Raw genomic sequence first — 24,495 nt, forward strand, 5'->3', positions numbered from 1 at the left:
GGCGAGGGGGACGCCGACCGGTGCCGCGCGTGCCCCGTGCGCAGCGTTTCCCATCCCCCCGCGCTCCGCCCATCCTGGGCCGACAGGCGGATGCACACCCGGGGGCGCGAAGATGCAGCACACGTCGGGCGGCAGCCCTCCCGGGCCCGACGAGGCCGCCCCGGAGGGCCGGCAGCCGCGCCCGGACGAGGTGCGGGCCGCCGAGGCCGCCCTCGCCGCGGCGCTCGTCGAGCAGGCGCACGGGCCGGTGTTCGCCAAGGACCTGCAGGGCCGGTTCGTCGTGGCCAACCGCGCCACCCACCGCGCGCTCGGCGTCCCGCCCGGGCGTCTCGTGGGGCACCGGCTCGACGAGTTCACCGACGCGGCGCTGACCGAGGCCGCGCTGCGCAACGACGCCGCCGTCGTCTCGCGCGGCCCGCAGGTGTTCACGGAGTCCGTCCCGGGGCCCGACGGGGCCCGCGACTACGTCGTGGCGAAGTTCCCGGTCCGGGACGACCACGGCGAGGTCCGGTCGGTCGGAGCCGTCGCCCTGGACGTGTCGACGTCGGAGTGGCTGCGGGCCGAGCTGGCCGTCACCCAGGAGCAGTACCGCGTCCTCGCCGAGTCCGCGACCACCGGGGTCCTCGTCAGCGCCGGCCCGGAGCACGTCGTGCGCTGGTGCAACCTCGCGGCCGCGCGCATGCACGGCGCGGAACGGGTCGACAAGCTCGTCGGCCGGTCGCTGCTCGAGGCGGTCGACCCCCTGGAGCGCGAGGAGGTCCGCGCGCAGTGCGCGCGGGTGCTGGCCGGCGAGCCGCTCGACACCCGGGCGTACCGGCGCCTGCACCCGGGCACCGACCGCGAGCGCGACGGCGTCGTCGACCTGCGGGCGCGGCGCATGCAGTGGGACGGCGAGCCCGCCGTGGTCACCGAGCTGCTCGACGTGACCGACCAGGTCGCGGACGCGGCCCGCGTCGCGCGGTCCGAGCAGCGGCTGTCCTCGCTGTTCGCGCAGGCACCCGTGGGGTACTTCGAGGCGGGGACCGACGGGCGCCTGCACGCGGTGAACCACCGTCTCGCGGTGCTCCTGGGCAGCACGGTCGAGGACTCGGCGGGTCGTCTGGTGGAGGACCTCGTCGTGCCCGGCGACCGGGCCGCGGTCCGGGCGCGGCTGCGTGCCGCCGCGGGGGGCGAGGACGACGAGGACGGCACCGCGTGGTCGCTGCGCACCGTGCACGGCGAGCACGTGCCCGTGCAGGTGCACGTGTCGGCGGTGCGCGACGGGGACGGCACCGTCGACCGGCTCGCGGGGGTGGTCCTCGACGACCGCAAGGCCGAGCGGTACCGCACCGAGGCCGTCGAGCGGGGCCGGCGGCTCGAGCAGCTCGTCCGTGCCATGCCCGACGCCGTGCTGATCTGCACCCAGGACGGGACCATCACGCAGGTCAACGACCAGGCGGAGGCCCTGTTCGGGTACCCGGCCGGGGAGCTGGTCGGGCTGCCGGTCGAGCGGCTCGTGCCCGTGGACCGCGCGACCCGCCACGTGCAGCACCGCGACCGGTTCGTCGCCACCCCGCACGCGGCGCCGATGTCGACCGGCATGGACATCGAGGGGCTGGCCCGCGACGGGCGACGCATCCCCGTGGAGGTGCTGCTCAGCGCCGTCACGCTCGGCGACGGCCCGGCCGTCGTGGCGTCGGTGCGCGACATCACGGCGTCGCGGGAGCTGCGCGAGGAGCTCGCCCACTCCCGGGACCTGCTCGCCGGGGTCCTCGACGGCGCCACCGAGCAGGCGGTCGTCGCGATCGACCTCGACGGCGTCGTCGAGGTCTTCAACACCGGCGCCGAGCTGCTGCTGCAGTGCCCCGCGGCCGAGGCGGTGGGGCGCCGGCTCGACGAGTTCGTCGAGCCCGGCGACCTCGCCGCGCTCTTCGCCGACGCCCCGCAGGACCGGTGGGCGGGCGTGGCCCGGGCCGTGACGACCTCGACCCGCACGACGCCGCGCAGGTACGTCACCCGCACCGGCGCCGTCCGGGACGTCCTGCAGTCGATCACCGTGCGGCACGGCGCGGGGGGCGTCGTCGGGCTCGTCGTCGTCGCGACGGACGTGACGGACCGGCTCGCCCACGAGGCCGCGCTCGCGGACTCCGAGCAGCGATTCCGGCTGGCGTTCGACCACGCGACCACGGGCATGGCGCTGGCCGACCTCGCCGGCCCCGCACCCGGTCGGTTCCTGCAGGTCAACCAGGCCCTGTGCGACCTCGTCGGGTACCGGGAGGCCGAGCTCCTGGGCGCCGACCTCGCGGCGATCACCCACCCCGACGACCTCGACGCGACGCACGGCGTCCTGGCCGACCTGAGCGCCGGACGGCTCGGCGCGGTACGCCGCGAGGTCCGCTACCGGCGTGCCGACGGCGCCACGATCTGGGTCGACGAGTCCGTCGCGGTCGTGCACGACACCCAGGGCGCACCCGCGTACGTCGTGGCCCAGCACCAGGACGTCACGGCCCGCAAGGTCGCCGAGGAGGCCCTGACGCGGGCGGCGATGCACGACGCCCTCACCGGGCTCGCCAACCGGGCGCTGCTCGTCGACCACGTCGCGCACGAGGTCGCCCGCATGCGCCGCGACGGCGGCGGTCTCGGCCTGGTCTACCTCGACCTGGACAACTTCAAGGACGTCAACGACTCCCTGGGGCACGAGGCCGGGGACACCCTGCTCGTCGAGGTCGCCGACCGGCTGCGCCGCTGCGTGCGCGACGTCGACACCGCGGCGCGGATCGGCGGCGACGAGTTCGTCGTGCTGTGCACGGGCCTGACGTCGCTGGACGAGCTCGTCGCGCTGGCCCAGCGGGTCGAGCGGGCGCTGGCCCTCGACATCGTCGTCGGCGCCACGACCCTGTCGGTCACGGTCAGCGCCGGCCTGGTCTTCCGCGACGACGCCGAGGTCGAGGCCGAGGACCTGCTGCGCGACGCCGACGCCGCGATGTACCAGGCCAAGCGCAACGGCGGGCACCGCTACGAGGTCGCCGACCCCGCGCTCCAGGCCCGCGCCCTGCGCCAGCTGTCCCTGGAGGCCGAGCTGCGCCAGGCCCTGCGCGAGGCCGAGGGCGGCACGGCCGTCCCCGGGACGGGCCTGGGGCTGGTCTACCAGCCGTCGTTCGACGCGCGCACCGGCCGGGTCGTCGCGTGCGAGGCGCTGCTGCGCTGGCACCACCCGACGCGGGGGCTGCTCGCCCCCGACACGTTCCTCGACGTCGCCGAGGAGCGTGCGCTCATGTGGCCGCTGGGGCTGTGGATCATGCGCACCGCCGTGCGGCAGGCCGCGGACTGGCGCACGCACCTCGGTGGGCGCGCACCGGACATGTGGGTCAACGTCTCGGCCGGCCAGCTCACCCGCAACGAGCTCGCCGGGCGGACCCTGCAGCTGCTCGCCGACCACGGGGTCCCCCCGGAGCGGCTGTGCGTCGAGATCACGGAGCGGCAGGTCGTCGGCGGGTCGCACTCCTCCACGACGGACCTGACCGCCCTGCGGGACGCCGGCGTGCAGGTCGCCATCGACGACTTCGGCGCCGGGCACGCCGGCATGGACTACCTGCGGCGGCTGCCGGTGACGATGATGAAGATCGACCGCAGCTTCGTCAACGACGTGACGCTCGACGACGCGCACGCCGCGCTCGCGGGCTCGATGGTGGCGATGGGGCGGTCGATGGGTCTGCGCGTCGTCGCCGAGGGCGTCGAGACCCGCGAGCAGCACGACGTCGTGGTCGGCCTGGGCTGCGACCTGGCGCAGGGCTACTGGCTGGCGCGGCCGATGCCCGCGACCGAGGTCGAGCGGCTGCTCGCCGCGGGCCCGTGACCGACGAGGTGCGGATCAGCACCCGGACGCCGCTCGACCTGCCGGTGCCCGGGCCGGCGGCGCGCGCCCCGGGCGCGCCCGGCTCCCCCGCGACCGCGGCCGCGGCCATCGCGGTGTCCGCGGAGCTGCACCGCGTCGCCGAGCTCGCCGCGCTCGTGGCCGGCCACGCGACGGCGTTCGTGCGCCTGCGCGGCGAGTCCGCGCCGACGGCCGTGCAGGGCCGCCCCGCGCACGCGTCCGACCCGCGCGCCCGGTCCCTGTGCGAGCGCACGCTCGCGTCGGGCGTGCCGACGGTCGAGCCGGACCTCGCGGCCGACGACGCGGGCGGCGAGGCCCGCTCGGCGGCCGCGTTCCCCGTGGCGCTGCCCGACGGGACGGTGGTCGGTGCGCTGTGCGTCGTCGACGCGGTGCCCCGCCGGCTCGACCCGCGCGCCCGCCGGGCCCTGGCGCTGCTGGCCGGGCAGGCCGGTGCGGTCCTCGCCCTCGAGCGGGCCCGGCGGGCGGCCGACGACTCCGCGTCGGGGCTCGCGGTCGCCGCCGCCCGCTCCGCACAGGCCGAGGCCGTGCTCACGGCGGTGCTCGACCACGCGCCCGGACCGATCTTCGCCAAGGACCTCACGGGCCGGTTCCTGCTCGCGAACGCCCCGACGCACGAGGTCCTGGGCCGCGAGCCGGGCACGGTCGTCGGCCACCGCCTCGACGAGATGCTGCCCGCCGACGTCGCCGAGACTCTCAACCGCAACGACGCCATGGTCGCGGCGAACGGGCCGCAGATGCTCGTCGAGACCGCGCCGGGCCCGGACGGCGTGCCGCGGGAGTACCTCGCGTCGAAGTTCCCCCTGCGCGACGGAGCGGGTGTGATCTGGGGCATCGGGGGCGTGTCGGTCGACGTGACCGCGGCCCGGCAGCTCGCCGACGAGATCGCCGTCGCCGAGAACCGGTACCGGTCGCTCGCCGAGCAGTCGACGACCGCGGTGCTGGTCACGGCGGGGCCCGAGCAGGTCGTGCGCTGGAGCAACGACGCCGCCGCGCGCGTGCACGGCACGTCCTGGGCGCGACGCCTCGTCGGCCGCTCCCTGCTGGACCTCGTCGACCCCTCCGAGCGCGACGCGCTGCGCGAGGCGTACACCCACGTGCTCGCCGGGCAGGTGCTGCGCACGCGCACGCACCGCGCCCACCGCAGCGGCACGGGGCGCGCGACGGTCGACGTGCACGCCCGGCGGATCCTGTGGGAGGGCGAGCCCGCGGTGCTCACCGAGCTGGTCGACGTCTCCGACGAGGCCGAGCGCACCGAGCAGGTCGAGCGGTCGCAGCAGCGGCTGGCCGCGCTGTTCGACCAGGCGCCCGTCGGGTACGCCGAGGCGACGCCCGACGGGCGGCTCGTCGCCGTCAACGGGCACCTGGCCGCGCTGCTGGACCGCACGTCCGGGCCGCTGCGCGAGGACGTCCTCGCCGCCGACGTCGCCGTGCCCGCGGACCGCCCCGCGCTGCGCGAGGCGGTCCGGACCGTCGGCGCGGGCGGCGACGACGTCGCCGTGACGTGCACGCTGCGGACCCGCACCGGCGGCCGGCTGCCCGCGCGCGTGCACGTGGGCGCCGTGCGCGCGCCCGACGGCACGGTGTCCGCGATCGCCCTCGTCGTGGTCGACGACACGGACCACGCCCGACGGCACGCGGCGGCCGACGCCCGCGACCGGCGCGCCGACGACCTGCTCCGGGCACTGCCCGACGCGGTCCTCGAGTGCGACGCCGAGGGGGTCGTCCTGCACGTCAACGAGCGCGCCGCGACCCTCCTCGGGTACCCGGCGACCGCGCTCGTGGGCCGCCCGTTCGAGGACCTCGTGCCGGACGCGCACCAGCAGCGCCTGCTGCGCGCGTCCGCGGGCGTGCCCGTCGCGGCCGGCGGCCTCGAGGTCGACGCGCGCCGCGGCGACGGCACGACGGTGCGCGTGCAGGTCCTCGTCGGCTCCGCGGGCGCACCGGGCAGCACGGCGTTCGTCGCCACGGCCCGTCCGGTCGCCGACGTCCCGGCGCCCGTGCCGGTCACGCACGGCACCGCGCCGCACGGCACGGCCACCACCGGCGACGCGCCGCCCGGGCCCGTCGGCCCGACGCCGGACCGCGGCATGCTCGCGGGGCTCCTCGACGCCGCCACCGGGCAGGCCGTCCTCGCGACGGATCTCGACGGGGTCGTCACGGCCATCAACCCCGGCGCCGAGGAGCTGCTCGGCGAGCCCGCGCACCTCGTGGTCGGCCGCCACCTCGACGACGTCGTCGACCCGGCCGATCTCGAGGCCCTGTTCGCCGAGGCCGCCGACCCCGCCGCGCGCTGGCGCGGGCTGGTGCACGGCACCGCCACCGACCGCAGCCGGCTGTGCCGGTACCGCACGAGCGGCGGCACCCAGCGGGAGGTGCTGCAGTCGGTGACCGTCGAGCAGGGAGACGACGGGCCGGTCGGGCTGCTCGTGGTCGCCACGGACATCACCGAGGGCATGCGGCGGGTCCGGGTGCTGGCGGACTCGGAGCAGCGGTTCCGGCTGGCGTTCGACAACGCGAGCACGGGCATGGCGCTCGTCGGGCTCTCGGGCGCCGACCGGGGCCGGTACCTGCAGGTCAACGACGCGCTGTGCGCGATGCTCGAGTACACCCACGACGAGCTCGTGGGCAGCGAGGTCGCGGCGGTCGTCGACCCGGAGGACCTGTCCGAGGGGATGGAGGTCATGGGCCGGGTCGCGCGGGGCGAGCTCGAGCGGTTCCGCGGCGAGCGCCGGTTCCGCCGGTCCGACGGCACGCCCGTGTGGGTCGACCTGTCCGTGGCGCTGGCCCGCGGCGAGGACGGGGCGCCGGCGTACGTCGTCTCCCAGTACCTGGACGTCACGGCCCGCAAGGCGGCCGAGGCCGCGTTGACCCACGCGGCGCTGTTCGACGCGCTGACGGGGCTGGCCAACCGCGCGCTGCTCGTCGACCACATGGAGCAGGAGATCGCCCGGGCCCGGCGCACGGGCAGCCGGCTGGGCCTGATCTACCTGGACCTGGACAACTTCAAGGACGTCAACGACTCCCTGGGCCACGACGCGGGCGACGCGCTGCTCGTGGAGGTCGCCGACCGGCTGCGTCGCTGCGTGCGCGACGTCGACACCACCGCGCGCCTGGGCGGCGACGAGTTCGTCGTGCTGTGCACGGGGCTGACGTCGCTGGACGAGCTGGTGGCGCTGGCGCGGCGCATCGAGCACGTGCTGGCCCTCGACATCGTCGTCGGGGCGACGTCGGTCTCGGTGACCGCGAGCGTGGGCCTGTCGTTCCCCGAGACCGCGGACGTGCGGGCCGAGGACATGCTGCGCGACGCGGACGCCGCGATGTACCAGGCCAAGCGCAACGGGCGGCACCGGTACGAGGTCGCCGACCCGGCGCTGCAGGCCCGGGCGCTGCGCCAGGTCTCCCTGGAGGCGGAGCTGCGGCAGGCGCTGCGGGACGCCGAGCACGGCGACGCGCCGCCCGGGCAGGGCCTGCACCTGGTGTACCAGCCGGGGTTCGACATGACGACGGGCCGCCTGGTGTCCGTCGAGGCGCTCCTGCGCTGGCACCACCCCGTGCGCGGGCTGCTGCTGCCGGGCGCGTTCCTCGACGTCGCGGAGGAGCGCGCGCTCATGTGGCCCCTGGGCCTGTGGATCCTGCGCACGGCGATCCGGCAGGCGGGCCGGTGGCGGGACCGGTTCGGCGACGCGGCGCCGCAGCTGTGGGTCAACGTGTCGGCCGGCCAGCTGGGGCGCAACCAGCTCGCCGGGCAGGTGCAGGGCATGCTCGCCGAGCACCGCCTGGCGCCGTCGTCGCTGTGCCTGGAGCTGACCGAGCGGCAGGTCGTGCGCTCGGCGCACTCGACGATGGACGACCTGGAGACCCTGCGGGCGGCGGGCGTGGGCGTGGCGGTCGACGACTTCGGCACCGGGCACGCCGGCATGGAGTACCTGCGGCGGCTGCCGGTCTCGATGATGAAGATCGACCGCCTGTTCATCACGGACGTCGACGACGACCCGACGCAGGCCGCGATCACGGCGTCGATGGTGGCGATGGGCCGCTCGATGAACCTCACGGTCGTGGCCGAGGGCGTGGAGACGGACGCGCAGCACGCGGCCGTGGTGCGCCTCGGCGTCGACCTCGCGCAGGGGTTCGGCCTGGCGCGGCCGACGGACGTCGCGGGCATCGACGCGCTCCTGGACGGCGGGGCGGCCGACGTCGCGGAGGACGCCCCACCCTCCTGACGACTTTGCAACTCATTCTCATGAGCATCTACAGTGCGGGCCGCCGCCACGGTCGTCGCGCTCGGGCTCGGCTTCGCGGCCGACGCCGTGCGCGGCCCGGTGGAGGTCGCGAACGCGACGCCGCCCGTCGTCGCGGGCGTGCTGGTCGCCGCGCTCGCCGGCCCCAGCCTGCTCGGCGCGGCCGTGGCGGTGCTGTGGGTGAGCTGGCCGCCGATGGTCGCGCACGCCGCGGCCCTCGTGGACGAGGCGCGCGCCGCACCGCACGTGCGGTGGCTGCCCGTGGCGGGCGCCGGCCGGGTCGAGGTCGCGGTGCGGCACGTGCTTCCGCTCGTCGTCCTGCCTCTCGTGCGGCACGCGGTGCTGCGCCTGCCCGGGGTCGCCCTCGCGCTCGCGTCGCTGGGCTTCCTGGGCCTGGGCGCCCAGCCGCCGACGCCCGACCGGGGGCTGCTGCTCGCGGAGGGCATCGACTACGTCGAGCGCGCCCCGTGGGCCACCGCGGCGCCGGCGGGCGCGCTCGTGCTGGCGTCGGTGATCGCCGTGGCGTGCGCGGCGCTCACGACCGGCTCGCCCACGACGCGGACGCGCCGACGGCCCGCGCCACGCCCGGCCGCGGCGCCCGACGGGTGGGCCGACGCGGGGCGACCTAGAGTCCCTGCGTGACCGACCCCCGCGCGCACGCGCACCCGCCCGCCCCGTCGACCGGGGACGGCTCCCCCGACCCGCGCCGGTGGAAGGCGCTCGGCGTCTGCCTGACGGCGGGCTTCATGACGCTCCTCGACGTGAGCATCGTCAACGTCGCGCTGCCGTCGATCGCCGACCAGCTCGACGCGTCCGAGGCGGCCCTGCAGTGGGTCGTCTCGGGGTACGCGCTGACGTTCGGGCTCGTGCTGGTGGCGGCCGGGCGGCTCGGGGACGCGCGGGGGCGGCGGACGCTGTTCGTCGTCGGCGTCGTGCTGTTCACGCTCGCGTCCCTGGCGGCGGGCCTGGCGCCGACGGCCGAGTGGCTCGTCGTCGCCCGGCTCGTGCAGGGCGTCGGCGGCGGGATCGTCAACCCGCAGGTCTCCGGCGTGATCCAGCAGATGTTCACGGGCGCCGAGCGCGGCCGGGCGTTCGGGCGGCTGGGCGCGACCATCGGCATCTCCACGGCCATCGGGCCCGTGCTGGGCGGGGTGATCCTCGCGGTCGTCGGGCCCGAGGAGGGCTGGCGGTGGGTGTTCCTGGTCAACCTGCCCGTGGGCGTGCTGGCCGTGCTGCTGTCGCTGCGGTACCTGCCCGGGCGGTCCGACCCCGAGCCCGTGCGCGACCTCGACGCGGTCGGGGCGCTGCTGCTCGGCGGAGGTGTCGTGGGGGTGCTGTGGCCGCTGGTCGGCGAGGGCCGGGGGCCCGTCGACCTCGCCGTCCTCGTCGGCGGCCTGGTGCTGCTCGGGGTGTTCGCGTGGTGGGAGCGGCGGGTCGTGGCCCGCGGCGGCACACCGATGGTGCGCGGCTCGCTCTTCCGGGTGCCGGGGTACGCGGGCGGTGCGCTGCTGGGGCTCGTGTACTTCTCCGGGTTCACCGGCGTGTTCTTCGTCCTCACGCTGTACCTGCAGGGCGAGGTCGGCTACTCCCCATTGGCGGCGGGCCTGACGATCACGCCGTTCGCGCTGGGGTCGGCCGTGACGTCGGCCGTCGGCGGTCGCCTCGTGTCCGGCCGCGGCCGGGCGGTCGTCGTGACCGGCCTCGCCGTGGTGATCGCCGCGCTGGCCCTGACCGACGTTCTCGTCCGCACGACCGACGCGGGCCCGGCCACGGGCTGGTGGCTCGCGGTGCCGCTGCTGCTCGCGGGTCTCGGCAGCGGGCTGGTGATCTCCCCCAACCAGACCCTGGCGCTGGAGCACGTGCCGGTGGCGCAGGCCGGTGCGGCGGGCGGCGTCCTGCAGACGGGGCAGCGCCTCGGCTCGGCCGTGGGCATCGCGGTGGTCGGCGCGCTCTACTTCGCGGGGGCGGACGGCGGCGACGGCACCGGCGGGGTCACGCACGGGCTGCTCGCGACCCTGGTCCTGCTCGCCGTCGCCCTGGGCGTCGGCGTCGTCGACCTGGTGCGCCGGCGCGGGTGATCCGGTGCGCCGACCCGGGTGATCCCGGGACGTCCGGCTCATCACGGGCCCGGCGGTGCCGACGAGCGGTCGAGAATTTTCTCGGACCAGGAGTCCTTCGATGACGATGTCGCCCCGCCGCTCCGTGCACGCCCGGCTGCTCCTGGCGTTCGCCACCCTGTCCCTGCTGACGGCGGTCGTCGGCACCGTCGGCGTCGTGGGCCTGCGGTCCGCGGTCGCCCAGACCACCACGGTCCAGGAGGGCTCCAGCGTGCCGCTGGCCTCGCTCCTGACGATCGAGCGCACGTACTGGGAGTACCAGACCTGGTCGGCGCGCACCCGGCTGGTGGGGATCACGCCGGACCAGGCCGCGGTCACGCAGTCCGAGGCCGACGCTGCCCTGGCCCGGATCGGCGAGGGGATCGCCGCCGCGCACGAGATGCCGCTGACGGACGAGGCGCAGAGCTCGCTCACGCTCGTCGAGGACAACCTCGCCGGCATGCTCGCGATGCTCGACGACATCGGCGCCGCCACGGCGTCGGGCGACGTCGCTGCCGCCGACGCGGCCATCGCCGGGTACAACGAGCTCTCGACGGGCGTCTCGGACGCCCTCGCGGCAGCGGTCGCCTCCCAGCAGGCGCGCGGCGCGCAGGCCGTCGCGGACGCCCGCGCGGAGGGCGCACGCGTCACGCTCGTCGTGGCGCTCGTCACGGCGCTCGGGCTCGTCGCGGCGGCGGTCGTCGCGACCCGCGTCGCGTCCGGCGTGCGTCGGCCGCTCGCCCGGGTCACCACGGTGCTGGACGCCGTCGCCGACGGTGACCTCTCGGGGCGGGTCGACGTGCGCGGGCACGACGAGGCCGCCGGCATGGCGCACTCGCTCAACCGGTCCCTGGACGCGATGTCCGACCTGGTGCGCGCCACGCAGCGGTCGTCCGCAGAGCTCGCGGCGGCGTCGGCCGAGCTCGACGCCACGACCGGCGAGATCGTCGCGGCCCTGAACGCGACGACGGAGCGGGCGTCGGGCGTCGCGGCCGCCGCCGAGACGGCGTCGCTCAACGTCACGACGGTCGCGACGGGCACGCAGGAGATGACCGGGGCGATCGGCGAGATCTCCCAGAACGCGCAGGAGGCCGCGCGGGTCGCCCAGCAGGCCACCGACGTCGCCGCGGAGACCAACAGCAAGGTCGAGCAGCTCGGCGTGTCCAGCCGCGAGATCGGCGAGGTCGTGCGGGCGATCACCGCGATCGCGGAGCAGACCAACCTGCTGGCGCTCAACGCGACGATCGAGGCCGCCCGCGCGGGCGAGGCCGGCAAGGGCTTCGCGGTCGTCGCCGGCGAGGTCAAGGAGCTCGCGCACGAGACCGCGCAGGCCACCGAGGACATCGCGGCCCGCGTGCAGGCCATCCAGGGCGACAGCCAGGAGGCGGCCTCCGCGCTCGCCCGGATCGGCGAGATCGTCGCGGAGATCAACGACTACCAGGCGCGCATCGCGTCCGCCGTCGAGGAGCAGACGGCCACGACGTCGGAGATGAGCGCGAGCCTCAAGGACGCCGTCCAGCTGTTCCGCGTCTGACACGCGGCGCCGGGCCCGCACCGTGCAGGTGCGGGCCCGGCACCGCGTCACAGCCGCGGGTCGACCGGCTCGGACTCCAGCGCGAGGACCGCGAAGACGGCCTCGTGGACGCGCCACAGCGGCTCGCCGGCGACGTGCCGGCGCAGCGACTCCACGCCGAGCGCGTACTCGCGCAGCGCGAGCGAGCGCTTGCGGCCCAGGTGGCGCACGCGCAGCCGCTCGAGGTTCTCCGGCGCGGTGTACTGCGGGCCGTAGACCAGGCGCAGGTACTCCCGGCCGCGCACCTTGACGCCCGGCTGGACGAGGCCGCGGGGCCCGCGCACGAGGTTGGCGAGCGGCTTGACGACCATCCCCTCGCCGCCCGCGGCGGTCAGGTCGGTCCACCACTGCTCGCCCGCGACCCGCGACGCCGGGTCGGCGAGGTCGACGACGAGGCGGCGCGTGGAGCGGACCAGGCCGGTCGGGTCCGCGTCGACGAGGGCGTCGGCGACGCCCAGGTGCCACAGGTGGTCGCGCTCCTCGAAGGTGGTCCCGCCGGTGGCGGTGCCCGCGGCGAGCACCTGGAACGGGGCGAGCTGCACGCCGTCGAGCCCGTCGGTCGCCCACACGTACCGGCGGTAGGCGGCGGTGAACGCGTCGGCCTCGGCCGCCCGGGTGCGCGTGCGGTCGGCGAGCGCGGTCACGTCCAGGCCGCGGGCCGCGGCGGCGGCCAGCACGTCGACGGCCGCGGCGGTCGACGCGCGGGCGGCGGCGCCGACGGCGGCGTGCTGCTCGCGCAGCAGCTCGCGGGCCTTGTACGACCACGGCATGAGCTCGGCGTCGAGCAGCACCCAGCTCGTCGCGCCGTCGCCGAGCGCGGCCCAGGTGCCGGCCGCGTCGGCGGCGGCCCGCAGCACCGTGAGCAGGTCCTCGGTGGTGGGGTCGTCGAGGAAGGCCCGGCCGGTGCGGGTGTGCACGACGCCCGTGCGGCCGGCGGGCAGCGCGAACCGCTCGCGCGCGGTGGCCTCGTCGCGGCACAGCAGCACCACGGCGCGCGAGCCCATGTGCTTCTCCTCGCAGACGACGCGGTCGACGCCGTCGCGCGCGTACACGTCGAACGCCTGCGCGGGGTGCTCGAGCAGGTCGCCGTCGGGCGGCGTGGGGCACGGGCTCATGGTGGGCGGCAGGTGCACGAGCCAGCGCGGGTCGAGCGCGAACCGGCTCATGACCTCCAGCGCGCCCGCGGCGTTCTCCTCCTGCACGGTGACGGAGCCGAGCAGCGCGGTGGCCACGACGCGGCGTCCGGCCACGTCGGCGAGGTCGAGCACGTCGGGGTCCCGGTCTCCGGGGACGGCCGCGCCGGCGGTCGGGAACGGGCGTGCGGGCTCGTACCAGACCCGCTCGGCCGGCACCTGCACGACCTCCTTCTCGGGCCAGCGCATCGCGGTCAGGTGCCCGCCGAAGACGCACCCCGTGTCGAGGCACATCGTGCGGTTCACCCACTCGGGCACGGGGGTGGGCGTGTGCCCGTAGAGGACCGTCGCGGCCCCGCGGTACTCGGTCGCCCACGGGTAGCGCACGGGCAGGCCGAACTCGTCGGTCTCCCCCGTCGTGTCGCCGTACAGCGCGAACGAGCGCACCCGACCCGAGGCGCGTCCCTGCAGGTGCTCGGCGAGCCCGGCGTGGGCGACGACGAGCCGTCCCTCGTCGAGCACGAGGTGCGCGACGAGCCCGTCGGCGAAGTCGCGCACCTGGCGGCGGAACTCCTCGGGCTCCTCGCCGAGCTGGGCGAGCGTCGTCTCCAGACCGTGCGAGACGGTGACCTTGCGCCCGTCGAGGGCGCGCACGAGCTTGGCCTCGTGGTTGCCGGGCACCACGAGGGCGTGCCCGGCGGCGGCCATGCCCATGGCCAGGCGCAGCACGCCGGGGCTGTCGGGGCCGCGGTCGACGAGGTCGCCGAGCAGCACCGCGGTGCGCCCGTCGGGGTGGACGGCGTCGACGGGGCGCCCCTGCGCGTCGCGGACGAGCTCCCACCCGAGGCGCTCGAGCAGCGTCTCGAGCTCGGCGCGGCACCCGTGCACGTCGCCGACCACGTCGAACGGGCCGGTGAGCTCACGGCGGTCGGAGCGCAGCGGGTGCCGCTCGACGACCGCCTGCTCGACCGCGTCGACGCCGTCGAGCACGTGCACGGTGCGGAAGCCCTCGCGCCCCAGGCCCTTGAGCGAGCGGCGCAGCTGGTCGCGCTGGCGGCGCACGACGCCGTCGCCGAAGGACCGGTCGGCGCGGGCGCGCGTGCGGGCCACGCAGACGTCCTCGGGCACGTCGAGCACGACGGCGACGGGCAGCACGTCGTGCGCGCGGGCCAGCTCGACGAGGGAGCGCCGCGCGGCGGGCTGCACGTTGGTCGCGTCGACGACCGTGAGCAGCCCGGCGCGCAGGCGCACGCCGACCAGGTGGTGCAGCAGCTCGAACGCGGCCTTCGTCGCGCCCTGGTCGTTCGGGTCGTTGGACACCAGGCCGCGGCAGTGGTCGGAGCTGACGGTCTCGTAGGGGCCGAACTGCCGGGCCGCGAACGTGGACTTGCCCGACCCGGTCACCCCGACGAGGACGACGAGGGACAGGGCGGGCACCGCGAGCGCGGTCATCGGTCCTCCTGCGGGTCGGTCGTGGTGCGCCGGAAGACGGCCATCTGGGTGGGCGGTCCGACGTCGGGGTCGTCGTCGCCGACGGGTCGCAGCTCGACGTCGTAGCCGTAGGTGCGTGCGACGTCGTGGGCCCAGGCCGCGAGCTCGGCACGGGTCCACTCGAAGCGGTGGTCGTGGTGGCGCACCGTGCCGGCGGCCAGCGTCGGGTAGCGCACGTTGTGCTCGGCGTTGGGGGTGGTGAGCACGAGGGTGGCGGGCGCGGCGCCGCCGAGCACGGCCCGGGCGAGCGCGGGCAGGCGCGGGGGGTCGACGTGCTCGACGACCTCCATGAGCACGGCGGCGTCGAAGCCGGCGACCCGTGCGTCGGTGTAGGTCACGGACGACTGGACGAGGTCGACGCGGGCGCGCACGCGCTCGGGCAGGTCGTCCAGGTGCAGGCGGCGGCGGGCGGCGCGCAGGGCGCGCACGGACACGTCGGTGCCGAGCACCCGGTCGAAACCCTCGTCGAGCAGGCGTGCGACGAGGGCGCCCTCGCCGCAGCCGAGGTCGACGACGGTGCGGGCGCCGACCTCGCGCAGCACGGCGACGACGGCGTCCTGCCGGGTGCGGGCGAGCGGCGGGGCCGGGGCGGGGTCGTCCGGGGTGGTGCCGTCGGCCGGTTCGTCGAGGAGGTCGTCGACGGGGACCGTCTCGTCGACCTCCGCGAGCCGGGCGAGGGCGTCGGCGGCGAGGGACCGCTGGTGGGCGAGGGAGCGTCGGGCGATCTCCTCGCGCGCCGGGTGGTCGGCGAGCCAGCCGCCCGCGACGCGCACGAGCTTGTCGACCTCGTCGGGGCCGACCCAGTAGTGCTTGGCGCCGTCGAGGGCGGGCAGCAGCACGTACAGGTGGGACAGCGCGTCGGCGACCCGGTGCCGTCCGCGCAGCACGAGGTCGACGTGCGGTGCGTCGCCCCAGGCGGGCACCTGCGGGTCGAGGGGCGGGGCGGTGGCGGTGACGTCCCAGCCGAGCGGGGCGAAGAGGCGGTCGACCTGGGCGCTGCCGCCGGTGGCCGGGACGGCGGGGAGCCGGACCTCGAGGTCCCAGACGTGGTCGACGAGCGCGGGGCGCGACGCGCAGCGGCCGGCCATGGCGGAGCGCAGCACCCGTCCCATCGCGACGGCGAGCAGCGAGGACGCGACGTAGGGGCGGTCGTTGACGTGCTGCGCGAGCGTGAAGGACGTGTCCTTGCCGTCGCGGCCGCGCACGAGGGCGACGGGGTCGACCTCGAGGAGCAGCGCGACGGTGCAGGTGCGCTCGTCGGCCTGGGGGTACAGCACGTGCAGGACGCCGGTGGACTGCTCGAAGCGCTGCACGCGGTCGGGGTGCTTGTGCAGCAGGTGCCCGAGGTCGGTGGCGGGGGGCGTCCCGTCGGAGCGGGCGGTCAGGGTGAGCAGCACGTCCGGCATCTTCGCAGACCACGGCGCCCGGACGCGGCAGGTTTCTCGCGACGCCCGGGCCCGTCGCCCGTCCCCCGGACAGAGGTCCCATGAATACCCCGGGGGGTATTCCTATGCTGACGGGGACGCACAGGGCGACGAGGAGGACGATGTGAAGATCGTGGTGGTGGGTGGCGTCGCAGCGGGCGCCTCGGTGGCGGCCCGGGCGCGACGGCTCGACGAGCACGCGCAGATCGTGGTGCTCGAGCGGGGGCACCACGTGTCGTTCGCCAACTGCGGGCTGCCGTACCACGTCGGGGAGGTCATCACCGACCGCGACCGGCTGCTCCTGCAGACCCCGCAGTCGCTGCGCGAGAGCCTCGACATCGACGTGCGGATCGCCCAGGAGGTCGTCTCGATCGACCGCGAGGCCAGGACCGTCTCGGTGCGCGACGTCGACACCGGGCGCGAGTACGTCGAGGCGTACGACGCGCTGGCGCTGTGCCCCGGCGCGCAGGCCGTGCGCCCGCCCCTGCCCGGCATCGACCTGCCGGAGGTCATGGTCCTGCGCCGCATCGGCGACATGGACCGCATCAAGTCCCGGCTCGACGCGGCCCTGGCCGAGCACGCGGCGGGCACCCGCGGCCCGGTCCGTGCCGTGGTCGTCGGTGCGGGGTACATCGGGCTGCAGATGGCCGAGAACCTGCACCACCGCGGCGTCGAGGTGGCGGTCGTCGAGGCGTCCGACCAGATCCTGCCGCCCGTCGACCACGAGATCGCGGTGCCGGTGGAGAACCACCTGCGCGCCCGCGGCGTCGCGCTGCACCTGTCGACGGCCGTCGCCGCGTTCCGCGCCGCTGCCGGCGGCGGCGTGCAGGTCGAGCTGACGAGCGCGACGACGCTCGACGCAGACCTCGTGGTGCTCGCCGTGGGCGTGCGACCGGCGACCGACCTCGCGGTCGCGGCGGGCCTGGAGGTCGGGCCGCACGGCGGCGTGGTCGTCGACGAGCACATGCGCACCTCCGACCCCGCGATCTGGGCGGCCGGCGACGTCGTCGAGACCCCCCACACCGTCCTGCCCGGCAGCTGGCTGGCCCCGCTGGCCGGGCCGGCGAACCGGCAGGCGCGGGTCGCGGCGGAGAACATCTGCGGCCGCAGCACCGTGTACCGCTCCACGCAGGGCACGTCGGTCGTCAAGGTGTTCGACATGGTCGCCGGCGGCACGGGCGCCACCGAGCGCCAGCTGCGGGACCTGGGCCTGCCGTACCGGGCGGTGCACGTGCACCCGTCCGGCCACGCGGGCTACTACCCGGGCACCGCGATGATGCACCTCAAGCTGCTCGTCGACCCGTCCGACGGCCGCGTCCTCGGGGGGCAGGCGTCGGGCTTCGACGGCGTCGACAAGCGCCTCGACGTCCTGGCGATGGCCGTGCGCGGCGGGCTCACCGCCTACGACCTGGAGGAGGCCGAGCTCGCCTACGCGCCCCCGTTCGGCTCCGCCAAGGACCCGGTCAACATGGCGGGCTTCGTCGCGGCGAACACCCTGCGCGGCGACCTGACGCTCTGGTACGCCCAGGACGTCCCGGCCGCGGTCGACGGTGCCCGGCTGGTCGACGTGCGCACGCCGGAGGAGTTCGCGATCTGGCACCTGCCGGGTGCCGAGAACGTGCCGCTGGCGACGGTCCGCGAGGCGTGCGCGGACTGGGACCGCGCGCAGCCCGTGCGCCTCTACTGCGCGGTCGGGTTCCGCTCGTACCTGGCGCACCGGGCGCTCGTGCAGCGCGGCTTCACCGACGTCGCGACGCTGTCCGGCGGCTCGACCACGTACCGTGCGTGGCACGACGTCGAGGCCGAGGGCGCGCAGGCGCAGCCGGCCGTCGTCGCGTACGCCGAGGCGCACGACGTGCTGGCCGCCACCCGCGAGCGCCTGGCCGTGCAGGACGGCACGGGCACCGTCGTCGACCTGGACTGCACCGGCCTGGCCTGCCCCGGCCCGATCATGCGCCTGGCGGCGACGGTCGCCGACCTCGAGCCCGGCGACGACGTCGTCGTGCACGTCTCGGACCCCGGCTTCGCCCAGGACGCCCCCGCGTGGGCCGACGCGCAGGGGCACCGCCTCGTCGCGATGGTCCCGGAGGGGCCCGGGTACCGCGCGACGATCCGCAAGGGCGGCGCACCGGCGGCGACCGCGGCGCCCGCGCGCACCGGCACGTCGTTCGTCGTCTTCAGCGGCGACCTCGACAAGGTGCTGGCGGCGTTCATCATCGCCAACGGTGCGCTGGCGATGGGGCAGCCGGTGTCGATGTTCTTCACGTTCTGGGGCCTGAACGCGCTGCGCCGGCCGGACGCGCCGGCGCGCGAGCGCAGCCCGATGGACCGGGTGCTGGCGACGATGATGCCCGCCGGCCCGGACCGGCTGACGCTCTCGCAGATGCACATGGCGGGCGCGGGGACGGCGATGATCAAGAAGGTCATGAAGGACCACGCGGTGCCGTCGCTGCCCGAGCTGGTCGACGCGGCCGTGGCCGGCGGGGCGCAGCTGACGGCGTGCACGATGACGATGGACCTGCTGGGCATCGCGACGTCCGACCTGCGCGAGGGCGTGGACCTGGGCGGTGTGGCGACGTTCCTCGCGGCGGCGGAGCGGTCCGGCACGACGCTGTTCGTCTGAGCGCGGCCGTCGGGGTCGGGGCCCGCCCGGGGCGGCCCCGACCCCGCGGTGCGTCAGGGAGCCCCGGGCAGCGACTCGCAGGCGATGCCGTCGTTGTCGCCGTCCAGGCGGGCGACGTCGCCGTAGTGGGGGAAGTACTTCCGGAACCAGGACTGGGCCGCGGACCAGGTGGAGAAGTCCGCGCAGTCCTTGTCCGCGGGGCGCGCGGGGCCGATCCGCACCGCGGAGCTCGCCCTCGCCACCGTCGTGTACCCGGCCTTGCGGCCGGTGACGACGACGGAGATGGCAGCGCCCGCGTCCGCGGTGCGCACCGTGTACGTCCGCCCTGTCGCCCCGCTGATCGCCGTGCCGTTGCGGCGCCACTGGTACGACAGCGCGACGGACGTGGGCTTCCACGACCCGGCCGCGGCGGTGAGCACCTTGCCGGGCAGGCGGGTCCCCGAGATCTTCGGGGTCGGGGTGGCCGTCAGGAGCCGCTCGACGGAGCGGCCTGCGCTCGTCCGCGTGACCGGCGTGTACCCGGACCGCGCGCCGCGCACGCTCAGCGTGACCGACGCGCCCGCGTCGGCCTTCGTCAGGACGTAGGTGCGGGACGTCGCGCCGGCGATCGCCGCGCCGTTGCGACGCCACTGGTAGGTGAGCGTCACGGGCGAGGGGCGCCAGGCACCGGCGGAGGCGGTCAGCCGGCTGCCGACGCGCCCGGTCCCCGAGATCGTCGGCACGGGCGTCGCGGTCAGCAGCCGCTCGGCACGGCGCGCGGCGCTCGTCCGCGTGACCGGGGTGTACCCGGTGCGGGACCCGCGCACCTGCACGGTGATCACGGCACCGGCGTCGGCCGTGACGAGGCGGTAGGTGCGGGCGGTCGCGCCGGGGATCGGGTCACCGTCACGACGCCACTGGTACGCGAGGGTCACGGGTGCGGGCTTCCAGGTGCCGGCCGTGGCCGTCAGCGTCGAGCCGACGCGGGCCGTGCCGGAGACCGTCGGCACGGGCGTCGCGGTGAGCAGGCGCTCCACGGTGCGCGTGGCGGACGCCGTGCTGGTCGCACCGGCCACGGTGCCCCGCACCTCGACCTTCAGCGTCGTGCCCGCGTCGGACGCGACGACCTTGTACGTGCGGGCGGTGGCCCCGGTGATGGCCTTGCCGTCCCGCAGCCACCGGTACGCGAACGTGACGTCGCCGGGCAGCCAGGCGCCGGGGTCGGCGGTGAGCGTGGAGCCGACGCGCGCGGTGCCCGTGATCGTCGGCGCACCGGGCACCGGCGTGGAGTACCGCAGCGTGACGGTGCCGAGCGTCTGCTCCGGTGCCGTGTTGCCGAGCAGGTCGGCCGGGGCGGGCACCGTCGCCGTCCACGTGCCGGCGGCCGCGCCCTGCGGCACCGGGAGGGCGGCCGTCCACGTCCCGCCCTGGACGTCGCCGGTGGTCAGCGTCGCCTGCACCTCGACAGGTGCGCCCGTCGCGGGTGCGAGCCGCACCGTGGGCACGTCGACCCCGGCCGGGTCGTGGAGGTCGAACGACGCCGTCACGGTGACCGGGCCGGGGCGCAGGTCGCCCCCGGCCGACGCGACGACCACCGGGCGGGACAGCACCGGAGCCTGCAGGTCGGGTACGACGCGCACCACCTCGACCGTGCCGACGGTCGCGGCGGGCAGGGCGTTGCCGTGCACGTCGGCGACGGCGACGACCACGTCCCACGAGCCGGCCTCGGCGTCCTGCGGCACGACGACCTCGGCGACGTGGGTCCCGTCCGTCGCGGACCCGGAGGTCAGGACCGCGTCCGCGGGGCCGAGCGCCGCGTCCTGCGCGGGGCCGGCCAGCCCGACCTGCACCGGTCCGGCGACGCCCGAGGCGTCGGCGACCTCCAGCGTGACCTCGACCGTGCCGGGCCCGTCGGTGACGTCGACGACGGCGGGTGCGACGTCGACCAGCGTCACGACGGGCGGGTCGACGTCCGGCTCCTCCGCGTGGGCGGCACCGGCGGGCACGAGCCCGACGAGGACGAGGACGACGGCCAGCGCCGGCGTCAGCCAGGCGCGCGAACGGTGCTCCACCACGGTCCCCCCAAGGACTCGGGCGCGCACGGCGCGCGCCCCGGTCGCACGCTAGCGGCGTCACGGCCGGGGCGAGGACGAACGGGCGACGGGCTGCACCCCGGGGGCGCGTTTCACCCGCCCGGCCGGCACCGGCAGCCCCGACGGGGCGCGGGCGTCAGTGGGCCGCCCGGTGCGTCAGTGGGCCGCCCGGTGCGTCAGTGGGCCGTCCGGTGCCGCAGGCGGTGGACCTGGTGCACGACCAGCACGACGACGGCGCCGACCAGGACGCCGACGAGCGCCGACGCCGCGGTGCCCACGAGCCAGGACAGGAAGCCGCCGACGCCCGCGACGCCGTGCACGGCCTCCTCGAGGTGGTGCACGAGCTCGTAGGGTGCGTGCCAGCCGAGCTCGTCGACGCCGACGAGCAGGATGTGCCCGCCGACCCACAGCATCGCGACGATCCCGACGGTCGAGAGCACGCTGAGCACCTTCGGCATGGCGGTGACCAGGCCGCGGCCCGCCGAGGCCACGGCACCGTTGCGGGTCTGCGCGAGGCGCAGGCCGATGTCGTCCATCTTCACGATGAGGGCCACGACGCCGTAGACGAGCGCGGTGATCGCGAGCGCGACGACCACGAGGATGAGCGTGCGCGACAGGAACGGCTCGTCGGCGACCTCGTTGAGCGCGATGACCATGATCTCGGCCGACAGGATGAAGTCGGTGCGGATCGCGCTCGTGACCATCTTCTGCTCGGTCTCGGGGCCCTGCGCGGCGGCGGGGAGCTCCTGCTCGGCCTTCCCGTGGCCGCCGCTGACCGCCTCCCACAGCTTCTCGGCGCCCTCGAACGCGAGGTACGTGCCGCCGACCATGAGGATCGGGGTGAGCAGCCACGGCACGAACTGGCTGAGCAGCAGCGCGGCCGGGAGGATGAAGAGCAGCTTGTTGCGCAGCGAGCCGCGGGCGATGCGCCAGACCACGGGCAGCTCGCGGTCGGCGGTGAACCCGTGCACGTACCGCGGGGTGACGGCGGTGTCGTCGATGACCACGCCGGCCGCCTTGACGCTGGCCCGCCCGGCGGCCGCACCGACGTCGTCGACCGAGGCCGCCGCGAGCTTCGCGAACACCGCGATGTCGTCCAGGAGCGCCGCGAGACCGCCTGCCATGTGCCACCTTCGTCCGTGCCGCGGGTGCCGGGTCGCCCGATGCGCCCGACCACCAGGGGCAAGGGTAGGCCGCGCGGACGCGGCGCGACGGCCGACGTCCACACGTGTGCGCCGCGCGGGCGGCGGCGGACCCGGCGACGGGTGGTGCCGGCGGCCCGGTGCGTCGATGCTCGGCGCATGAGCGCCACGTACCGGTACGAGGTCCGGATCGAGCACCTGCTGGTCTCCCCCGAGCACGCGTACTTCGGCCGCCCGCGCGACGGGGCGGCGGACGTGGTGACGCACGACGCCCCGCGGGCCGAGGTCGTCGCCGGCATGGGCCTGGTGGGCGACCGGTTCTTCGGCAGGGCGGCGCACATGGACGCCGCGGTGACGCTGATCGCCGCGGAGGCCCTCGAGGCGGTGGCGGCGGAGCTGGGCGTCGGCGCGTTCGACCCGCTGCTCGCGCGCCGCAACGTCGTGCTGCGGGGCGCCGAGCTCGCACCCCTGCTGGGCGAGGAGCTCGTGCTGGAGTCCGGCGGGGACGCCGTCAGCCTGCGCGCCGGCCGCCCGGCCCACCCGTGCGCCTGGATGGACCGCGTGCTGGCCCCGGGGGCGCACGCGGCGCTGCGGGGGCGCGGCGGGGTGCGCTGCCGCCCGCTGACCAGCGGCGTGCTGCACGCCGGGCCCGCCACCCTGGTCAGCCCGGTGCCGCTGGACGTGGCCCGCGCGGGCGACGCCGTCCGGCGCCTGCCGTCCCGCCTGCCGTAGCGCCGCGGCTTGTCGGGGCGGGAACATCCGGCGTACCGTGGTAGTTGCACGTTCAACTACCCAGTTCCCGTCCGAGCCTCGGAGGCCGTCGTGACCACCACCCCCGCCGCACCCGCGGTCGACGAGCGCGTCCTGCACCCCGCCACGTCCATGGACGCCGTCACCCTGCGCGTCGGCGACCTCGAGCGCATGTCCGGCTACTACGCCGCCGCCTTCGCGCTCGAGCCGCTCGAGGAGCGCACCCGCGGGCGCGAGGTCCACCGCGTGCTCGGCCGCGGGACCACGCCGATGGTCCGCCTCGTGCACACCCCGGACCTGCCGGGCGTCGACCCCCGCCAGGCGGGCCTGTTCCACACCGCGTTCCTCTTCGACGACGCCCCGAGCCTGGCCGCGACCGTGCTGCGTGCCGCCCAGGACCAGCGCGGCTCGTTCGTCGGCTCCAGCGACCACGGCGTGTCCGAGGCGTTCTACTTCACCGACCCCGAGGGCAACGGCGTCGAGCTCTACACCGACCGCCCCCGCGAGCAGTGGCAGATCGAGCGCGGGCAGATCCTCATGCGCACCGCGTGGCTCGACCCGAACGCCTACCTGCGCTCCCACCTGACCGACGACGCCGTCGAGGCCGGACCGGCGCTCGCGGGCCGCGTCGGCCACGTGCACCTGCAGGTCGGCGACCTCGCCGTCGCCCGCGCGTTCTACGTCGACACCCTCGGCTTCGAGGCCACCCTCACCGAGTACCCGGGGGCGCTGTTCGCCTCGGCCGGCGGGTACCACCACCACCTGGCCATGAACACGTGGAACTCGGGCGGCGCCGGGCCCCGCGCCGCCAGCCTCGGGCTCGGCGACGTCGCCGTGACGGTGCCGACGCGGGACGACGTCACCGCCCTGGCAGCGCGCCTGCGCGCGGCGGCGCTGCCGTTCTCCGACGACGGCCGCTCGCTCGTGGTCCACGACCCGTGGGGCACCCAGGTCACGGTGTCCGTGCCCGGCACCTCCACCGAGGAGCTCCTCGCCCGATGAGCACGCTCACCGCCCTGCGCTCGGCGCCGCCGGCCCGCACCGGATCCCCCACCGTCCTGCTGCTGCACGGCTACGGCTCGCACGAGGGCGACCTCGCCGGACTCGGGCCGGCCGTGACCGACCTGCCGTGGGCGTCGCTGCGCGCCCCGCTCGCCCTCCCGCACGGCGGTCACGCCTGGTTCACGATCACGACGCCCGGCTCCCCCGACGCCGCTCCCGTCGAGCAGGCGACGGCCGCCGTCTGGGCGTGGGTCGACGCGGAGCTGGGGCCGGACGCGACGGTGGTGCCCGTGGGGTTCTCGCAGGGTGGGCTCATGGCCACCCAGCTGCTGCGCACCCGCCCGGAGCGCGTCGCGGCGACGGTCGTGCTGGGCGGCTTCGTCCTCGGGGCCCCGCAGCCGGCGGACGCCACGCTCGCCGCCATCCGCCCGCCCGCGTTCTGGGGCCGCGGCGCCGAGGACCGCGTGATCGCGGAGCACGCGGTCGCCCGCACGCAGGAGTGGCTGTCCGCGCACACCACCCTGGAGGCCCGGGTGTACGACGGCCTCGCGCACGGCGTGCACGCCGCGGAGGTCGCCGACGTCCGCGCCTTCCTGACCAGGACGCTGCCCGCAGCCGACTGACCGGCCGCGCACCGCGACCTCAGGGGCGGCCTGCGCCGCGGTGGGCGACGCCCTCGAGCATCACGCGGCAGTCCTCGTCCCAGAACTGCGTCGTCGCCGTCATGCGCGCGGGGAAGCCGTCGGCCGGGAAGTGCTCGACGAAGGCGTGCTCCATGGCCGGCAGGTCCGCGATGTCGGCAAGCCAGACCTGCACCTTCACCAGGTCGTGCAGGTGCGCGCCGCACTGCTCCAGGGTCGCGGCGACCTGCCGGACCGCGTCGTGCAGCTGCTCGTCGAACGTCGCGCCGGACCCGCGGTGCAGGCCCAGGAAGACGAGGTCGCCGGCCGCCACCGCGGCGGAGTAGCTGTGGGGGGTCGGGATCCTCGTCACGTCGGGCACGGCAGCACGCTCGCTCTCGCAGGGCGGGGCCACCGCCCCGCGGGGCCGGCCCGGCCGGGCCGACGCCCGACCGTA

At 76.3% G+C, this 24,495-nt stretch carries 14 protein-coding genes; 9 read left to right on the forward strand and 5 right to left on the reverse strand.

The features are described from left to right. Positions 1 to 112 precede the first annotated feature (112 nt). From BKA21_RS04390 to BKA21_RS04410, 5 genes are all read left to right on the forward strand, one after another. On the forward strand, positions 113 to 3,835 hold the full coding sequence (locus BKA21_RS04390) for a PAS domain S-box protein (protein WP_140460756.1): 3,723 nt from the start codon (positions 113 to 115) through the stop codon (positions 3,833 to 3,835). Then, positions 3,832 to 8,094 carry a sensor domain-containing protein gene (locus BKA21_RS04395; protein ID WP_170209135.1) on the forward strand — a complete coding sequence of 1,421 codons (4,263 nt, stop codon included), beginning with the start codon at positions 3,832 to 3,834 and terminating at the stop codon, positions 8,092 to 8,094. Before BKA21_RS04390 ends, BKA21_RS04395 begins: the two co-directional genes overlap by 4 nt. A gap of 33 nt (positions 8,095 to 8,127) precedes the next feature. Next, positions 8,128 to 8,754: an ABC transporter permease subunit gene (locus tag BKA21_RS04400; RefSeq protein WP_140460758.1), complete on the forward strand. Its 627-nt coding sequence runs from the start codon at positions 8,128 to 8,130 to the stop codon at positions 8,752 to 8,754. Further along, positions 8,751 to 10,190, forward strand: coding sequence for an MFS transporter (locus tag BKA21_RS04405; protein WP_239072915.1), 1,440 nt, complete (start codon positions 8,751 to 8,753; stop codon positions 10,188 to 10,190). Before BKA21_RS04400 ends, BKA21_RS04405 begins: the two co-directional genes overlap by 4 nt. Before the next feature lie 100 nt (positions 10,191 to 10,290). Further along, positions 10,291 to 11,742: a methyl-accepting chemotaxis protein gene (locus tag BKA21_RS04410; RefSeq protein ID WP_140460759.1), complete on the forward strand. Its 1,452-nt coding sequence runs from the start codon at positions 10,291 to 10,293 to the stop codon at positions 11,740 to 11,742. A 47-nt stretch (positions 11,743 to 11,789) separates the two neighbouring features. Here BKA21_RS04410 and BKA21_RS04415 read toward each other — a convergent pair whose 3' ends face one another. After that, the gene (locus BKA21_RS04415) at positions 11,790 to 14,366 is read right to left on the reverse strand and encodes a polynucleotide kinase-phosphatase (RefSeq protein WP_140460760.1); all 2,577 of its coding nucleotides are present in this window, start codon (positions 14,364 to 14,366) and stop codon (positions 11,790 to 11,792) included. Then, positions 14,363 to 15,802 carry a 3' terminal RNA ribose 2'-O-methyltransferase Hen1 gene (locus BKA21_RS04420; RefSeq protein ID WP_203793509.1) on the reverse strand — a complete coding sequence of 480 codons (1,440 nt, stop codon included), beginning with the start codon at positions 15,800 to 15,802 and terminating at the stop codon, positions 14,363 to 14,365. Before BKA21_RS04420 ends, BKA21_RS04415 begins: the two co-directional genes overlap by 4 nt. 151 nt (positions 15,803 to 15,953) lie before the next feature. Between BKA21_RS04420 and BKA21_RS04425 the strand changes: the two genes are divergently transcribed. Further along, complete coding sequence (locus tag BKA21_RS04425) at positions 15,954 to 18,452, forward strand: FAD-dependent oxidoreductase (protein WP_140460762.1); 2,499 nt, start codon at positions 15,954 to 15,956, stop codon at positions 18,450 to 18,452. 53 nt (positions 18,453 to 18,505) lie between these two features. On the opposite strand, the gene BKA21_RS19295 is transcribed toward BKA21_RS04425, so the two are convergent. After that, positions 18,506 to 20,503, reverse strand: coding sequence for an excalibur calcium-binding domain-containing protein (locus BKA21_RS19295; RefSeq protein WP_179625313.1), 1,998 nt, complete (start codon positions 20,501 to 20,503; stop codon positions 18,506 to 18,508). A 197-nt stretch (positions 20,504 to 20,700) separates the two neighbouring features. Then, positions 20,701 to 21,648 carry a DUF808 domain-containing protein gene (locus BKA21_RS04435; protein WP_140460763.1) on the reverse strand — a complete coding sequence of 316 codons (948 nt, stop codon included), beginning with the start codon at positions 21,646 to 21,648 and terminating at the stop codon, positions 20,701 to 20,703. A gap of 177 nt (positions 21,649 to 21,825) precedes the next feature. On the opposite strand from BKA21_RS04435, the gene BKA21_RS04440 reads away from it, so the two are divergent. From BKA21_RS04440 to BKA21_RS04450, 3 genes are all read left to right on the forward strand, one after another. Further along, a complete protein-coding gene (locus tag BKA21_RS04440; protein ID WP_140460764.1) occupies positions 21,826 to 22,398 on the forward strand; it encodes an MOSC domain-containing protein in 573 nt (190 codons plus the stop codon). A 150-nt stretch (positions 22,399 to 22,548) separates the two neighbouring features. After that, a complete protein-coding gene (locus BKA21_RS04445; RefSeq protein WP_140460824.1) occupies positions 22,549 to 23,418 on the forward strand; it encodes a VOC family protein in 870 nt (289 codons plus the stop codon). After that, positions 23,415 to 24,041, forward strand: a complete 627-nt coding sequence (locus BKA21_RS04450; protein WP_140460765.1) for an alpha/beta hydrolase — start codon at positions 23,415 to 23,417, stop codon at positions 24,039 to 24,041. Before BKA21_RS04445 ends, BKA21_RS04450 begins: the two co-directional genes overlap by 4 nt. 19 nt (positions 24,042 to 24,060) lie before the next feature. On the opposite strand, the gene BKA21_RS04455 is transcribed toward BKA21_RS04450, so the two are convergent. After that, on the reverse strand, positions 24,061 to 24,420 hold the full coding sequence (locus BKA21_RS04455) for a RidA family protein (protein ID WP_205689237.1): 360 nt from the start codon (positions 24,418 to 24,420) through the stop codon (positions 24,061 to 24,063). Between the last annotated feature and the right edge of the window lie 75 nt (positions 24,421 to 24,495).

This window comes from Cellulomonas oligotrophica (genome assembly GCF_013409875.1).
Classification (GTDB): domain Bacteria; phylum Actinomycetota; class Actinomycetes; order Actinomycetales; family Cellulomonadaceae; genus Cellulomonas; species Cellulomonas oligotrophica.

Excerpts from the sequence above, each read along its gene's own strand:
- BKA21_RS04450 (WP_140460765.1), top strand. The coding sequence starts at position 23,415 with ATGAGCACGCTCACCGCCCTGCGCTCGGCGCCGCCGGCCCGCACCGGA.
- BKA21_RS04445 (WP_140460824.1), top strand. The coding sequence starts at position 22,549 with ATGGACGCCGTCACCCTGCGCGTCGGCGACCTCGAGCGCATGTCCGGC.
- BKA21_RS04440 (WP_140460764.1), top strand. The coding sequence starts at position 21,826 with ATGAGCGCCACGTACCGGTACGAGGTCCGGATCGAGCACCTGCTGGTC.
- BKA21_RS04435 (WP_140460763.1), bottom strand. The coding sequence starts at position 21,648 with ATGGCAGGCGGTCTCGCGGCGCTCCTGGACGACATCGCGGTGTTCGCG.
- BKA21_RS04410 (WP_140460759.1), top strand. The coding sequence starts at position 10,291 with ATGACGATGTCGCCCCGCCGCTCCGTGCACGCCCGGCTGCTCCTGGCG.
- BKA21_RS04415 (WP_140460760.1), bottom strand. The coding sequence starts at position 14,366 with ATGACCGCGCTCGCGGTGCCCGCCCTGTCCCTCGTCGTCCTCGTCGGG.
- BKA21_RS04390 (WP_140460756.1), top strand. The coding sequence starts at position 113 with ATGCAGCACACGTCGGGCGGCAGCCCTCCCGGGCCCGACGAGGCCGCC.